We start from the raw sequence: 13497 nt of genomic DNA, 5'->3' as shown, positions 1-13497 counted from the left end.
TCGCTCGGCCTTCTTCCTTTTTCGTCCAAAAAAATGGTTCCCTTTTTGCATGAGACCCGTTATCATGAAGATAATGGAATGGTTCGGCTTTGGTCCATGGAAACGAATAGGGGGAGAGACAAGATGGACCCCGTTTTTGAACAGTTGTACGAACAATATCACGATGATTTGTTTAATTTTTTATATTACATGGTGCGAAATCGAGAGCATGCCGAAGATTTAGTGCAAGAAGTGTATGTGAAAGTGCTGCGTTCGTACAAACGGTTTAAAGGGCAATGTAGTGAAAAGACGTGGCTGCTGTCCATTGCGCGCCATGTGGCGGTCGATTTTTTTCGCAAGCAAAAACGACGCCAGTGGGTGAAGGCATCGGAGTGGAGCGAGGAGCAGCTCGGCGCTGACGAGCCGATGCCGGAGGAAATCGCGATTCAAAACGAGGAAATTCAACTCATGTACCGCTGCTTGGCGCGCTGCACGGTCGACCAACAGCTTGTGCTCGTCCTCCGATTCATCCAGTCGCTGTCGATTGCTGAAACGGCGGCTGCGCTCGGCTGGACGGAAAGCAAAGTGAAAACAACGCAGCATCGCGCGTTGAAGGCGCTGAAACAACATATGGAGGAAGAGGCCGAATGGGAGGAGTGGCGGCATGAAAAAAATTTCCCTGGAATGAGCGATGCATCGAACATAGCCTTGAGCAGCTGCCCATGGTGAAAGACCGGCGCACAAAAGAAGATGTTTACGAACGGCTTCAGCGCACCCAGCGCAAGATGCGCTGGAGACGGCGTTGGCTTTCGGCGGCATCGATGGCCCTCTTTCTTGCGGTTGTTGCTGTCGGAATGAATGCGGCCGCTCCGGAGCGCGCGGAACAGCAGCAGCGATCCTCTACCGTCAAAACGCTAGGAGCCGAGAGCTCTCCCCCCCAAGTTGAGACGATAATGGCCGCTGATGCGGCGCCGGCGCAGGAAGATGCCGGCGTCATGGTGGTCGGCTTGCCTGATGCGGCAAACGGCCGGGTGGTGCCAGTGGCGGTTCCGCTCAGCGGCCGATTGGCCCCCGAAGAGCGGTTCACGGCAGCGCTGCGCGTGCTTGGGCGCTCTCCGCTGCGGGCGGCGTCCGCTTGGTTTGATGGAGTGGTCATTCAGCCGGCCGCCGGGGGGAAGGGGGAATGGATGGTGCACGTCCCGGCTCAGCACCGCGTGTTTTCGGCCAGCCGCAAAGAGCAGAAGCTGTTTGTCGACGCCCTCGTCGAAACAGCGCGACAAATGGGGGAGCGGCGCCTCCGCTTTTTCACCGGAGAGAAGGAAGGGCTTGAGTTGCCGGCGCTCGGAATGGTAAAAGCGACAAAAATCAAGGAGCGGCAACGAATGTATGATAAAAACAGCGCTTCATTCGGCTATACAGTGCTCGTTCCGGCTCCGGGCAGCGCTCGCACGTTTTCGAAGGCGCTGAAGCAGATGAAAACATCGACGATCCGCGGGCTCGAGCCGGCCATTCCGCCAGGAGTAAACGTGGAGCTGGCTAATATGGATGCGCGGCATGCGACGGTCCGGATTCAGCTGACCGCTCAGCCACATGAAGAGGACGCGGCGCGCATGGCGGAGGCTGTGCTGCTGACAGCGAAAGAGTTTGGCTTCCGTGAGGTGACGTTTGCGGCTGACGGGTTGTCGAACTTGGGCCCGTATCTGGTTGGAATGCGAATCCGCGTGCCGGCCGAGCCGAACACTCTGTTGATGGCGGCCGGCTGGTAGCCGCCGCCGTTTGCGTCGTTTTGTTACGATCTTCACTTTGTTGTTCTATCGGAGATGATATTGGCATAAGACATATATGGCGCAAAGAAGGCAAGGAGGGGTGGCAGATGGATGATCTCATGACACGGCTCTTGGCGGTCGCCGGCGTCGCGGTATGTGTCGGGCTGTTGTTTCTCGTCGGCGCGAACGGATGATTGGGTGATGATTCGCCAAACGGTTTTCCTTTCTTGCGGTGATGCGTTATAATGAAAAAAACAGCAGGAGGGGAGAAACACTGTGCTGACTGATTATCACAACCATTTGGAGCGGGGGACGCTGACGCTCGATTATTTGCGCCAGTTCACCGATGAAGCCGCGAAAAAAGGCATTCAGCATTTTGGCATTTCCGAGCATGCGTATCATTTTTACCAAACGAAAAACATTTTGTCCAACCCGTGGGTGGAGGCGCGCCGGTGCTACGATATGGCCGACTATGTCCGCTTGTTCCACGAAGCGTGGGATGCCGGAATCGACGTGAAAATGTCGATTGAAATGGATTACACTCCCGGCAAACATGAGGAAATGGCTGAGTTTATCCGCTCGTACGAGTTTGACTATGTCATCGGTTCGATCCATTGGGTCGACGATTTCGGCATCGACTTAGTCGAGTTCCGCCGTGAATGGGAACGGCGCGATTTGTATGATACATATCGCAAATACTTTGACCAAGTCGTAACGCTCGCCGAGTCGAACTTATTTGATATTATCGGCCATTTGGATTTGGTGAAAATTTTTAAATACGTTCCGGAAGATGAAGAGTTTTTGCTTGAGCAATACGACCGGGCAACGACAGCGCTCGCCAATTCGAAGACGTGCGTCGAGATCAGCACGGCCGGGCTGCGCAAGCCGGTCGGCGAGCTGTATCCCGATCCGCGGCTGCTGCAAATGTGCTATGACAAAGGCATTCCGATCGTGTTGTCCTCGGACGCGCACGTGCCGGGCGATGTCGGCGCCGACTTTGACAAGGCGGTTGAACTCGCCCGCAGCGTCGGCTATACCGAACTCATGACGTTCTCGAAAGGCGAGCGGAAAGCGGTGCCGCTCGGTTAAGCAGCTCACATTTCGCACCTTGAATAAAAATTCGAAATAAGCCCGATTTGACCGAATAAAAATTAGTTTTTTTGCAATTTTTGTATAAAAATTATTTTGATGCGAATATCCGGGGTGTTTTTTTGTATATTATGCAAAGGTTGCGAAATATGAGAAGCAGAATGGACGGCGGAAACAGGCCGCCATGCACAGAAGGCAGCCATGGGCGCCTGTTGCAAGGCGCTGCGCCGCCAACGATGAAAAAAAGCAGGCTTCCCGTTTGGGAACCCTGCTTTTTTTGTTTTCGTTACGCTTCGAGCCGTTTGACGGTTTCAATATCGTCAATTTGCGCCAGCGCTTTTAATACCGCGTCATCGACTGGTTTGTCGAGCGATAGGATCATCATGGCTTTTCCGCCCGCTTCTTGGCGGCCGACTTGCATTGTGGCGATGTTGACGTTATGCGCCCCGAGCACGTTCCCGACTTTCCCGATCATCCCCGGGCGGTCGTGGTGCTGAATGTAAAGGAGATGGCCTTCCGGCGCGAAATCGATCGTGACGCCGTCAAAATGGACGATGCGGTCGCCGTAGTTCGGCACATGCGTTCCTTTGATCGTAAACGTTTTGTTCTCGCCATGGACAGTGAGCGAAATGCAGTTTGCATAGCCGTGCGTCTCATCAGAGAATTTTTCGCCGTATGTGATGCCGCGCTCTTTGGCGACCATGGCGGCGTTTACCTCATTGACGGTGGAAGCGACGCGCGGCCGCAGGAAGCCGGCAAGCAAGCTGCGAGTGATGTACGTCGTTTCCAAATCGGCGACCGTGCCGGCGTAGGTGACCGACAGCTCTTGAACCGGAATGTTCATAAACTGCGAAGCAATTAAACCGAGCTTTCGGCCTAAATGATAGAATGCTTGAATTTTCTCATAGACGTCTTTCGACAGCGCCGGCAGGTTGATCGATGATGTGACCGGCTGCCCTTCAAAAAAGTGGAGCAGCTCTTCAGCGACTTGGGTGGCGACGTTCAGTTGCGCTTCAACCGTCGACGCCCCTAAATGCGGCGTAACGATGACATTATCAAACGCCAGCAGCGGGTGGTCGCCCGGGGGCTCCTGTTCAAAGACGTCGAGAGCGACACCGGCGACATGGCCGCTTTCCAAAAACGGAATGAGCGTCTGCTCATCAATAATGCCGCCGCGAGCACAGTTGATTAAGTATACCCCTTTTTTCGTCTTCGCCAAATTTTCCGTGCCAAGCAAGCCTCTTGTTTCTTTCGTCAGCGGTGTATGAACGGTGATGATGTCGGCGACTGCCAGCACCTCATCAAGTGAATGGATGGAGACGCCGAGCTTCTCCGCCCGCTCTTTCGTCAAAAACGGGTCGAAGACGTGCACGGTCATGCCGAACGCCCGTGCCCGCTTTGCTACTTCTGATCCGATGCGGCCGAAGCCGATGATGCCCAATTTCTTGCCGAACAGCTCGTTGCCGACAAACGCCGAGCGGTTCCATTCCCGCGATTTGACAGAAATGTGCGCTTGCGGGATGCGGCGGACGAGCGCAGCCATCATGGCAAACGTATGCTCTGCGGCGGAAATCGTATTGCCGTTCGGCGCGTTAATGACGACAATGCCGCGTTTCGTCGCGGCGTCGACGTCAATGTTGTCGACGCCGACCCCGGCGCGGCCGACAATTTTCAGCTTCGGCATTTTCGCCAACAATTCTTCCGTCACTTTCGTTGCGCTGCGCACAAGCAAGGCGTCAAACGTGTGCAATTCGTCCTCCGCTTCGCTCACGTTTTTTTGAACGATGTCGATGTGCGCCGATGTGCGGAGCGGCGCCAAGCCTTCTTCGCTAATGGCGTCGGAAACGAGTACGCGAACCACAGCAGGTGCCCCTTTCTGTTTCGAAGATGTTAAATTTCTGATAATTTAACATAGCAAAGCGCTTTCTGTCAATGGAAAGCGAAGAAGTCATACCAATGACAACGCTTTCTGTTTTGGGGAATGTTCGTGTTTCCAAAAGAAAACCGCCCATATCCAAAGATATAGGCGGGATTGTTCGGAAATAGCTGAGGTTCGCATTGGAAGTACAACGTTTTAGGCGATTATTTTTTGTTTTGTTCGTTGTAGCGGGCGATGCACTCATCGATCAGTTTTGCCGCAGCTTCCGGCCCTTCCCATGTGCCGATTTCCGTCCGCTTGCCTTGCAAGTCTTTGTACCGTTCAAAGAAGTGGGCGATTTCTTTCAGCTTGTGCTGCGGCAGGTCTTCAATCGAGCGGACTTCATCAAAGCGCGGGTCTTCGACTGGCACGCCGATGAGCTTCGCGTCCTCCTCACCGCTGTCGACCATGTTCAAAAAGCCGATGACACGCGTATCGATGACGCAGCCCGGGAATGTCGGATTCGTTGTGATGACCAAAATGTCGAGCGGGTCGCCATCGAGCGCCAGCGTATTTTGCAAGTAGCCGTACTCAGCCGGGTAAAACATCGGGGAGTACAAGACGCGGTCGAGTTTGAAAACGCCCCGCTCTTTGTCGAACTCGTATTTGTTTTGGCTGCCGGTTGGAATTTCGATAAACGCTTCGACAATTTTATTTTCGAATGCCACAACCCGTTCCTCCTTTTTTGGTTGTTATGTACGCATGAAAACTCGCCCGCCGGCGCCCAGGGCGGGCAAGACAATCTTATTGTAGCATGTTCCCTTGCGGCGCGCCACTTGTCAAATGGCATTTTTTCACGCTTTCGTCAAAAAACCCTCTTGCTGATTCGGCAAGAGGGGAGATTTCAGTCGAATTTATTTGGATCGCCGTCAAACGGCTCGTCAGCGACTTTGATCGACTCGGTCGGGCAGCCTTCAAACGCATCCATCATATCGTCGATTAAAATGTCCGGAACTTCGACAATCCCTTGGTTGTCGTCAAGCGTGACGTAGGCAATGCCGTCCTCGTCATAATCGTAAATATCCGGAGCTGCCGCGCCGCATGCTCCGCAGGCAATACATGTTTCTTTATCGACAATCGTATACTTTGGCATAAAAATCGAACCTCCCCAATTTTTTGGAAACGGACGGGTCATCTCCGTGTTACCTGCTCGGAAATGAACTTTTCACTTTTTTATAATAAGACCGTTCGCCCCGCTTTTCAACTAAAAAATCGCTCTCCTGTATTTTTACACATATGTCCCTTGTTTATTTTTGTTCCAAAATCGTTTTTTCATTGCAAACGGCTTGTGCGATTTTTGTTACAATAGAGGCGGGGAGGAATCAAAGATGCGGCACGGTTACGCCTCGTTTTTGCTTGCCCACTGCTTGCGCCGCCTAAACGGTGAACGGACGCTGGCAGCGGTGTACCATTTGTTGTCTGGAAAAAAATCAGCCCAGACGCTGCAAGACTGCAAATGGTTTCAACTTGCGCCGTTTTTCGGTACATGGAAAGACGTGACGATGGACCGATTGGAGGAGGCGGCCCTCGTGCTCGTTCGGAAGCAGCGGGCCGCGCCCGTCCATGATCGGACATATATATTGACGGAAAAAGGGCGGCATTGGCTCGATGAACAGGCGGCATCGTTCCCCCGCTATGTGAACGGCTGGCGCTACCATGAGGTCGAGCCGCTTTTTTGGCAGCGGCTGTCGCTCATTGGGCAGACGCTGTCCAACCTCTCCCATGGACAGCGTTTTATCCCCATTTGCCGCGACGAGCGGACGCTGTTATGGGTGAAGCAGTATTTGCTGGGCAAGGGATCGCGCCAAACGTTGGCGCGGGCGCTTTATGACGAGCTCATCCGGCTGCTTGCGGCTGTTTCTGAAGAAGCGGCGACGGTGTTTGCGCTCCGGCTGACAAGCGCCCGCCGCATCGGCTGGACGGCGGAGCAAATTGCCGCTTGGCTGCAAAAGGATGTGCTGTATGTGCAGTTTCAGTTTCGCAACGCGCTTCATTATATGATGGCTGAAGCCGAAGCCGGGCGCGCCCCGGTGATGGCCGAGCTGATGGCCGGGCTGGCGCCGGTGCAGCTGACACAATCGGCGCAAAAAACGTACGAATGGCTGCAAAAAGGAAAGACGATCGACGAAATCGCCGCCCTTCGGCGCTTGAAAAAAAGTACAATCGAGGATCATGTCGTCGAGTTGGCCGCCAATGTGCCTGATTTTTCGATCGACCCGTTTGTCGCCGCTGAAAGGGCGGCGGCGATCCAGGCCGCGGCGCGGGCGCTCGGGACGCGCAAGCTGAAGCGTATTCGCGAGGCGCTTGGCGGAATAGCGAGTTATTTTGAAATTCGGCTCGTGTTGGCAAAGGAAGTGGGACGTTGGATGAATTAACGAAAACATTGCATGAGCGGTTCGGGCACGCGTCGTTTCGGCCCGGACAGCGCGATGTGATCGAAGACGTGCTCAGCGGGCGCGATGTGCTGGCGATGCTGCCGACTGGAAGCGGCAAATCGCTTTGCTATCAGCTGCCGGCGTATTTCCTCCCGGGGAGCGTGCTCATTGTCTCGCCGCTCGTCTCCTTAATGGAAGATCAAGTCGAGCAGCTGCGCCGGCGCGGTGAAAAGCGCGTTGTCGCGTTCCATAGTTTGCTCGATGCGGAAGAAAAATGGCAAGCCCTCGCCTCGCTTCCAGATTTTCTCTTTATTTATGCCTCACCGGAAATGCTGCAATCTGAAACGTTTTTGGCGGCGCTCCGGCGCGCTCGTGTTTCGTTGTTTGTCGTCGATGAGGCGCATTGCATTTCACAGTGGGGTTATGATTTTCGCCCGGACTTTTTGAAGCTCGGAGCGGTCCGCCATGCGCTCGGTTCGCCGCCGTGTCTGGCGCTGACGGCGACGGCTACGCCGGAAGTGCAGGAGGACATCATCCGCACGCTCGGGATGGAGCGGACGCGCCGCCATATTTATTCCGTCGACCGCCCGAACATCGCCTTGGCGGTGGAACATTGCTTATCGGTTGAGGACAAAGCTGCGCGCTTGGCCGAATGCGCGAAACGGCTCCGAGGACCGGGGATCGTGTACTTTTCAAGCCGGCAGTGGGCTGAAGAAATGGCGCGCCGGCTAGCGCAAAACGGGGCGGGTCGGGTCGCCTATTACCACGCCGGCATGGATGGGGAACAACGGCTGCTTGTGCAGCAGCAGTTTTTATATGACGAGCTCGACATCGTTTGTTGCACAAGCGCGTTCGGCATGGGGGTGGACAAAGGAAACGTCCGTTTTGTGCTTCACTTTCATATGCCGGCCCAGCTTGAGGCGTATGTGCAGGAAATCGGGCGCGCCGGGCGTGATGGGGCGCCAAGCCTTGCGGTATTGTTTTACGCGGACGGCGACCGGGCGATCGCCCAGGCGGTCGCCGAAGCGGAGCTTCCCGACTCGACTGCGCTCCGCGAGTGGTGCCGGCGGCTGCCGGAAGACGCCGTCGGCGGTGGATGGCGCGCTATGGTTGATGCCGGCGGATTTACGGACATACAAAAACGGCTGTTGGCGTACTTTTTAGAATGGGGACAAACAGCGGCGCCCGAACAGCTGACGGCCGCGGCGAAGGAGCGGCTGTATGAACGGATGGCCGCTGCCATCGAGGCGCGGCGGCGTTGGAAGCGAAAAAAATTGCGCGAAATGGAGGAATGGGTGCACGCCTCTTCATGCCGGCGCGCGGCGATTGTCCGCGCGTTCGGGGAGGAGCTATCGGACAAACCGGATGCTTGCTGCGACAACTGCGGCCTGGAGACGGACCGTTTCATGGCGGACGGCCGCCGTCCCGAGCCGGCGCCCGTCCGGCCTTGGCGCGAGGAGCTATGGCATATGTTTTTTGGCGGGAGGCGGCGCGATGAGGCGGCAAAGTGAACAAATCAAACAGATGACAGACCGCGAAGTGCTCATCCATCTTTATATCACGCAAGGGTTGCTGCTGCTTTTGGCCGGCGGCAGCTCGCTGTTTTTATTTGCTCGGGAGGAGTGGCGTCGGCTTTGGCAGTTTGAGCTGCGCGATGTGCTCGTGTACGGAGCCGGCGGGGCGGCGTTCGTGCTCGCTGCTGAGTTTTTGGCGATGCGCTATTTGCCGGACGATTGGCATGATGACGGCGGCGTCAATGAAAAAATATTCCGCGGCCGCTCGATTCCGCATCTCTTTTTTTTATGTGCGCTCATTGCGGTGACGGAAGAATGGCTGTTTCGCGGCATTGTGCAGACGCATTGGGGGCTATGGGCGGCAAGCGCCATTTTTGCCGTGCTGCACGTCCGGTATTTGGAAAAATGGTTTTTGTTTATGGTCGTCGTGCTGCTCAGTCTCTTTCTCGGCGTCCTTTACGAGCAGACTGACAGCTTATGGGCCGCCATCACCGCTCACTTTTTGATCGATTTTGTGCTTGCCTTACATGTTCGGTTCAAACGGGGGGCAGAGGAAGAAAGGGAGTGAAGCGATGGAAGAGGCATCGGGGCGCCTGGCGCGGAAAAAACGCCCGGCGTCAAGCGCGGGGGCGCCGCCATCGCGCCTAAAACGGCGGCGGCAAAAAGAGGAGCAAAAACGAAAATACATTCCCATCCGTTTGCTCGCGTTTTTGTTTTTAACGCTGCCGGCTGCGGTGACGGCTGTTTACTATGCCCAGTCAAAGCCTGGAACGATCACAGTCGTCCGCCATGAAGAAAGCGGCAGCCGGGAGACGGTGCGCATTATTCAAGAAGATGGCGCGAAGGCGGAACAAACATCAGAGCCGAAGCGCGCCGCGGGTGACGGGGCAAAAAGCGAATCCGACGCGCAGACCATCACCCATGTGGTGGCGGCGAATGAAACGCTCTATAGCATTGCGATGAAATATTACGGCACGCCTGCCGCCATGGAGATCATCAAAAAAGAAAACGGCTTGTCAACGAGCCGGCTCGAGCCGGGGCAAACGCTGCGCATTCCGTTCCCCGCTCAGACGGAATAAGCGGTTGCGCCCGCCGGCCGAAAAAATGGCCGCGCGCGTTCCCCTTTGTTCTAATCTGTCTGTTGCCCGCATATGATGGACAATAGAATACGGACAAGGGGAGAGCGCCATGACCCGGTTTCCGGATGAATTTTCCCTCGATGAAGTGACAAAAGAAATGTTGCTTGCCGTCATTGAAAAAAAGAAAAAATGGGAGCGGCTTGAAAAGCGGTCGACGCTTTTGCAGGCGGCCGCGTTGGCCGGCTTGGCCGCGTTCCTTCTTTATATCATTGCCAACGCTGCAGCGATCACGGCGTGGAGTGAACGATTCGCCTGGTTTTTTGCCGCCCCGGCCCACCTTTTCATCTTGCTCCTGTTATGTACGGTGTATTGGCTGGCTGTTTATTATTATAAAGGAAAATGTGAAAAGGCGGAAAACGACTTTCATGCCCTCCGTTGCGAAATTATCCAGAAAAGCATCGATTTATGGAAAAATGAAGAACAATGGAATGGGCGTCACCGGCTGTTTGAATGGCTGAAGCGGGAGTACGACATCAACCTATATTATGAAAACGGCTGAATGGGAGCCCATCCATCTGTGCTTTGTTTAGAATATTTTTTTCTGGTTGCGCTCTTCTTTCAAAATTTCCACTGCTTCGCGGAATCGCTGCGCATGAATGATTTCCCGCTCGCGCAAAAAGCGGAGCCCATCGTTTAAATCCGGATCGTCGCTCATGTTGATGATCCATTGGTAGGTGGCGCGCGCTTTCTCTTCAGCGGCGATGTCTTCGTACAAGTCGGTGATGGGGTCGCCTTTTGCTTGAATATACGTCGCCGTAAACGGGTTGCCGGCGGCGTTATGGTAAAAGAGGGCGCGCTCATGATCGACGTAATGAGGCTCAAGGCCGGCTTCTTTCAGCTGCTCCGGCGTCGCGTCTTTCGTCAGTTTGTACACCATTGTCGCGATCATTTCCAAATGAGCAAGTTCTTCGGTGCCGATGTCGTTAAGCAGCCCGATCACTTTCGGGGGCAGCGTATAACGCTGGTTTAGGTAACGGAGCGCCGCCGCCAGCTCTCCGTCCGCCCCGCCGTACTGTTCGATTAAATACTTCGCCAATCGCGGGTTGCACGTGCTGACGCGAACCGGGTATTGCAGTTTTTTTTCATAAATCCACATGATCCGTTCCTCCTTGCGTTCGTGATGAATCAGCTACACTTGCCAAGGCCAAGGCGCGTCGTCCCAGTTCCACGGGTAGTTCGAATAGCTATGGCCGAACTGCTCAATCGGGCCATAGGCGGCTTCAAACTGTTTTTTCAGCTGCTTCCGTTTTTGCGCGAGCTGGTTAAACTGTTGAATGGCTTGATAATCGTTCGGGTGGGTGTCCAAATAAAGCGTCAGCTCGACGAGGGCAAAATCGACGGCTTGCAGCTCCTCAAGCTGCTCGTAATACTCCTTGGGCATTTGTTTCATGAACCATCACCTCTTTTCCCTTCGTAAGGACTGTAGTAAGGATCGTAAAACACTTGCCAGAGCGTTCCTTTCATCAACGCCTCGCGCAGCGGAAACTGCGGCAAATTCGGCGGTTGGAAGCCGACATACAAGTTGGGCGCGGTGACGTACGTTTTGACGCGGATCGGCGGGCACGGGTCAAACGGGCTGATGTACGGCTCATATTGTTTGCGCGTCGTAAACATAAAACCCCCCCTTTTTTGGCAAAGTTCAGTCTATATGTATGATGGAGCCATGTCGTTCATGCCTGTTTGCCATGACGAATAATGAGGATCGGGCTAAGGAGGAAACCATGGGCCGTCTATCGATGACCGCCATGGCCGCTGTTTTGTGCACGTATTTGTTTTTTCGCTGGCTGCCGCCGCTCGAGCCGTTCTCGCTGGAGCGGTTTTTGACCGATTTGCTGTTTGCCCCGCTGCGGACATGGCTTGCGCTCGTTTGCTTTTGGTTCGGGACGGCTGCCAACGGGGCGCTCATCCGCGCGGCAGTCGGCGGGATGGTGCGTCTGTTGTCCGGCCGGCGGTTTCGTGTCGGGGAATGGGTGGCTAGTTTGGCGGCGCTCGGCCATTTTTATTGGGCGTTTCGGTTTCATTGGCCGCTGGCGGCGCTTTTTTTTGTTTTTTCCTTTTTTTATGGTATGATGACGATGAGAGACCGCCGGTTGACCAAAGATGATCGGCTTTAGCAGGAGGAAGTATGATCATCGGGGGAATGATCACGAGTTTTCTTGTTTTGCTTGGTTATATATGGAAAGAAGCGCACAGCAACTGGGTTCGTCACGTGATCCTGTCGTTTCCTCATTTTCCCGATCATTGGCCGCCGCTTACGATTTTTTTTATTTCTGATATTCATCGGCGGATCGTTTCGTCACGCATGCTTGAGGAAGTAAGGGGAAAAGCGGATCTTGTCGTGATTGGCGGGGATTTGGCCGAAAGAGGGGTGCCCGAAGCGCGCGTCCGTGAAAATGTGCGTCGGTTGCGCGAGGTCGCTCCTGTTTATTTTGTTTGGGGAAACAATGATGACGAAGTCGACTACGATCTTCAATCAGTGTTTGAGGAAGAGCGCGTCCACGTGCTCAAAAACAAAGCGAAAGTATGGGAGCACGGCGGTGTGCCGGTCGCGCTCATCGGCGTCGGCGATGTAAGCCGAAAGGAGGCGGATATCGATCGGGCGCTCGAACACGTTCCGCCTCAATCATTTCGTATATTAGCCTGCCATAACCCAGCGATCGTCGCTCGCCTAAGAGAGGAGCAGCACATTTCACTCGTGCTGAGCGGCCATACGCATGGAGGACAAATTCGCTTCTTTTCCATTGGGTTGTATGAAAAAGGAGGGCTCAAATGGCAGGGCAGCACGGCGGTGTTAACGAGTAACGGCTACGGGACGACCGGGGTGCCGCTTCGCCTCGGAGCGCCGGCAGAGACTCATCTCATCACGATTGTGCCCGGAAAACCGACACCTGAGAAAAAATGCTTGTCTAAAACCGGGAAAACGATGTAAACTCATTAATAACAATAAACACAATAAACGAACCAATTGCCGATTGCGTCATACAATAACGGTAAGAGATGGCTCTGTAGGTAAGGAGGGGTGTCGATGCGTCTTGAGCGCTTGACCCACAACAAAATTAAAATTTTCTTGACGTTTGACGATTTGCTGGACCGCGGGTTGACGAAAGACGATTTGTGGAAGGACACGTTTAAAGTCCATCAGCTGTTCCGCGATATGATCGAGGAAGCGAGCGAAGAGCTCGGCTTTGAGGTGAACGGATCGATCGCGGTCGAAGTCTACTCTTTACCGGCACAGGGCATGGTCGTTATCGTCACGAATGAAGGCGACTACGACGACATGGAAGAAGAATTCGCCGACGATTACATTGAGATGCAGGTAACGCTCGATGAGAGCGATGACATATTTTACGAATTCCAAGCGTTCGAAGATGTCATCCAGCTCGCTCATCGCCTGCATGCGGTCGGCTGCCTCGACGGCACGCTTTATTCGTATCAAGGCCGCTTTTACTTGCACGTTGCCGAGGAACCGCCGATTCCGCTCGACAACTTTGTCGCCTTGCTGGCCGAGTTTGGCAACCCAGCCACGATAACGATACACCGTGTGCAAGAATATGGAAAGCAGTTGATCGAACGGCGCGCCATTGCGCAGCTCGTTCACTATTTTCGGGCCAACTAGGGCGTAGCCAAGACTCCTTTATATGGACAAGGAGTCTATTTTTTCGCGCGAAAGGCTTCCATAAAGCGGTTTGCGCGTTTCATCATTTTTCCTTTGCAGAC

The 13497-nt window shown here is 54.4% G+C and carries 17 protein-coding genes; 11 read left to right on the top strand and 6 right to left on the bottom strand.

The window, feature by feature from the left end:
• Window positions 1–123 precede the first annotated feature (123 nt).
• The 3 genes from sigX to QSJ10_RS09410 all read left to right on the top strand — a co-directional run bounded on the left by sigX (window position 124) and on the right by QSJ10_RS09410 (window position 2834).
• On the top strand, window positions 124–708 hold the full coding sequence (gene sigX / locus QSJ10_RS09420; RefSeq protein ID WP_049624478.1) for an RNA polymerase sigma factor SigX: 585 nt from the start codon (window positions 124–126) through the stop codon (window positions 706–708).
• Window positions 702–1745, top strand: coding sequence for an RsiX family anti-sigma factor (locus QSJ10_RS09415; RefSeq protein WP_050488615.1), 1044 nt, complete (start codon window positions 702–704; stop codon window positions 1743–1745). The genes sigX and QSJ10_RS09415 overlap by 7 nt, the downstream gene beginning before the upstream one ends.
• A gap of 276 nt (window positions 1746–2021) precedes the next feature.
• Entirely contained in the window at window positions 2022–2834 is an 813-nt protein-coding gene (locus QSJ10_RS09410) for a histidinol-phosphatase (RefSeq protein WP_033013970.1), read from the top strand.
• A 286-nt stretch (window positions 2835–3120) separates the two neighbouring features.
• On the opposite strand, the gene serA is transcribed toward QSJ10_RS09410, so the two are convergent.
• The 3 genes from serA to QSJ10_RS09395 form a co-directional block, all read right to left on the bottom strand.
• Window positions 3121–4695: a phosphoglycerate dehydrogenase gene (gene serA, locus QSJ10_RS09405; protein WP_033013971.1), complete on the bottom strand. Its 1575-nt coding sequence runs from the start codon at window positions 4693–4695 to the stop codon at window positions 3121–3123.
• A 221-nt stretch (window positions 4696–4916) separates the two neighbouring features.
• The gene (locus QSJ10_RS09400; RefSeq protein ID WP_020754674.1) at window positions 4917–5420 is read right to left on the bottom strand and encodes an inorganic diphosphatase; all 504 of its coding nucleotides are present in this window, start codon (window positions 5418–5420) and stop codon (window positions 4917–4919) included.
• Between the two features lie 176 nt (window positions 5421–5596).
• A complete protein-coding gene (locus tag QSJ10_RS09395) occupies window positions 5597–5845 on the bottom strand; it encodes a ferredoxin (RefSeq protein ID WP_008879661.1) in 249 nt (82 codons plus the stop codon).
• A gap of 235 nt (window positions 5846–6080) precedes the next feature.
• Between QSJ10_RS09395 and QSJ10_RS09390 the strand changes: the two genes are divergently transcribed.
• From QSJ10_RS09390 to QSJ10_RS09370, 5 genes are all read left to right on the top strand, one after another.
• Window positions 6081–7127: a YpbB family protein gene (locus tag QSJ10_RS09390; protein ID WP_033013972.1), complete on the top strand. Its 1047-nt coding sequence runs from the start codon at window positions 6081–6083 to the stop codon at window positions 7125–7127.
• The gene (locus tag QSJ10_RS09385; RefSeq protein ID WP_033013973.1) at window positions 7115–8638 is read left to right on the top strand and encodes a RecQ family ATP-dependent DNA helicase; all 1524 of its coding nucleotides are present in this window, start codon (window positions 7115–7117) and stop codon (window positions 8636–8638) included. Before QSJ10_RS09390 ends, QSJ10_RS09385 begins: the two co-directional genes overlap by 13 nt.
• A complete protein-coding gene (locus tag QSJ10_RS09380) occupies window positions 8622–9209 on the top strand; it encodes a CPBP family intramembrane glutamic endopeptidase (protein ID WP_033013974.1) in 588 nt (195 codons plus the stop codon). The genes QSJ10_RS09385 and QSJ10_RS09380 overlap by 17 nt, the downstream gene beginning before the upstream one ends.
• A gap of 4 nt (window positions 9210–9213) precedes the next feature.
• Window positions 9214–9720: a LysM peptidoglycan-binding domain-containing protein gene (locus QSJ10_RS09375; RefSeq protein WP_033013975.1), complete on the top strand. Its 507-nt coding sequence runs from the start codon at window positions 9214–9216 to the stop codon at window positions 9718–9720.
• A gap of 109 nt (window positions 9721–9829) precedes the next feature.
• The gene (locus QSJ10_RS09370; protein ID WP_033013976.1) at window positions 9830–10279 is read left to right on the top strand and encodes a YpbF family protein; all 450 of its coding nucleotides are present in this window, start codon (window positions 9830–9832) and stop codon (window positions 10277–10279) included.
• A gap of 27 nt (window positions 10280–10306) precedes the next feature.
• On the opposite strand, the gene QSJ10_RS09365 is transcribed toward QSJ10_RS09370, so the two are convergent.
• The 3 genes from QSJ10_RS09365 to QSJ10_RS09355 are packed head-to-tail and all read right to left on the bottom strand — an operon-like array spanning window position 10307 to window position 11394.
• The gene (locus tag QSJ10_RS09365; RefSeq protein WP_033010523.1) at window positions 10307–10876 is read right to left on the bottom strand and encodes a manganese catalase family protein; all 570 of its coding nucleotides are present in this window, start codon (window positions 10874–10876) and stop codon (window positions 10307–10309) included.
• 33 nt (window positions 10877–10909) lie between these two features.
• The gene (locus QSJ10_RS09360; RefSeq protein ID WP_033013977.1) at window positions 10910–11170 is read right to left on the bottom strand and encodes a spore coat protein CotJB; all 261 of its coding nucleotides are present in this window, start codon (window positions 11168–11170) and stop codon (window positions 10910–10912) included.
• Window positions 11167–11394, bottom strand: a complete 228-nt coding sequence (locus QSJ10_RS09355) for a spore coat associated protein CotJA (RefSeq protein WP_033013978.1) — start codon at window positions 11392–11394, stop codon at window positions 11167–11169. Before QSJ10_RS09355 ends, QSJ10_RS09360 begins: the two co-directional genes overlap by 4 nt.
• A 107-nt stretch (window positions 11395–11501) precedes the next feature.
• On the opposite strand from QSJ10_RS09355, the gene QSJ10_RS09350 reads away from it, so the two are divergent.
• From QSJ10_RS09350 to QSJ10_RS09340, 3 genes are all read left to right on the top strand, one after another.
• On the top strand, window positions 11502–11894 hold the full coding sequence (locus QSJ10_RS09350) for a hypothetical protein (RefSeq protein WP_033013979.1): 393 nt from the start codon (window positions 11502–11504) through the stop codon (window positions 11892–11894).
• A gap of 11 nt (window positions 11895–11905) precedes the next feature.
• Window positions 11906–12709 (top strand): metallophosphoesterase, encoded by an 804-nt coding sequence (locus QSJ10_RS09345; protein ID WP_053532289.1) that lies wholly within the window; start codon window positions 11906–11908, stop codon window positions 12707–12709.
• A 96-nt stretch (window positions 12710–12805) separates the two neighbouring features.
• A complete protein-coding gene (locus tag QSJ10_RS09340) occupies window positions 12806–13396 on the top strand; it encodes a genetic competence negative regulator (RefSeq protein ID WP_033013981.1) in 591 nt (196 codons plus the stop codon).
• The last annotated feature ends 101 nt before the right edge of the window (window positions 13397–13497 follow it).

Origin of the sequence: Geobacillus stearothermophilus ATCC 12980 (assembly GCF_030369615.1) — a bacterium.
Lineage (GTDB): Bacteria > Bacillota > Bacilli > Bacillales > Anoxybacillaceae > Geobacillus > Geobacillus stearothermophilus.
This window is presented reverse-complemented; position numbering and strand designations above follow the sequence as displayed.

What these genes read in the sequence shown, in the direction of transcription:
- sigX (WP_049624478.1), top strand. Translation starts at nt 124, where the DNA reads ATGGACCCCGTTTTTGAACAGTTGTACGAACAATATCACGATGATTTG.
- QSJ10_RS09415 (WP_050488615.1), top strand. Translation starts at nt 702, where the DNA reads ATGGTGAAAGACCGGCGCACAAAAGAAGATGTTTACGAACGGCTTCAG.
- QSJ10_RS09395 (WP_008879661.1), bottom strand. Translation starts at nt 5,845, where the DNA reads ATGCCAAAGTATACGATTGTCGATAAAGAAACATGTATTGCCTGCGGA.
- QSJ10_RS09390 (WP_033013972.1), top strand. Translation starts at nt 6,081, where the DNA reads ATGCGGCACGGTTACGCCTCGTTTTTGCTTGCCCACTGCTTGCGCCGC.
- QSJ10_RS09380 (WP_033013974.1), top strand. Translation starts at nt 8,622, where the DNA reads ATGAGGCGGCAAAGTGAACAAATCAAACAGATGACAGACCGCGAAGTG.
- QSJ10_RS09375 (WP_033013975.1), top strand. Translation starts at nt 9,214, where the DNA reads ATGGAAGAGGCATCGGGGCGCCTGGCGCGGAAAAAACGCCCGGCGTCA.
- QSJ10_RS09370 (WP_033013976.1), top strand. Translation starts at nt 9,830, where the DNA reads ATGACCCGGTTTCCGGATGAATTTTCCCTCGATGAAGTGACAAAAGAA.
- QSJ10_RS09365 (WP_033010523.1), bottom strand. Translation starts at nt 10,876, where the DNA reads ATGTGGATTTATGAAAAAAAACTGCAATACCCGGTTCGCGTCAGCACG.
- QSJ10_RS09360 (WP_033013977.1), bottom strand. Translation starts at nt 11,170, where the DNA reads ATGAAACAAATGCCCAAGGAGTATTACGAGCAGCTTGAGGAGCTGCAA.
- QSJ10_RS09355 (WP_033013978.1), bottom strand. Translation starts at nt 11,394, where the DNA reads ATGTTTACGACGCGCAAACAATATGAGCCGTACATCAGCCCGTTTGAC.
- QSJ10_RS09350 (WP_033013979.1), top strand. Translation starts at nt 11,502, where the DNA reads ATGGGCCGTCTATCGATGACCGCCATGGCCGCTGTTTTGTGCACGTAT.
- QSJ10_RS09345 (WP_053532289.1), top strand. Translation starts at nt 11,906, where the DNA reads ATGATCATCGGGGGAATGATCACGAGTTTTCTTGTTTTGCTTGGTTAT.
- QSJ10_RS09340 (WP_033013981.1), top strand. Translation starts at nt 12,806, where the DNA reads ATGCGTCTTGAGCGCTTGACCCACAACAAAATTAAAATTTTCTTGACG.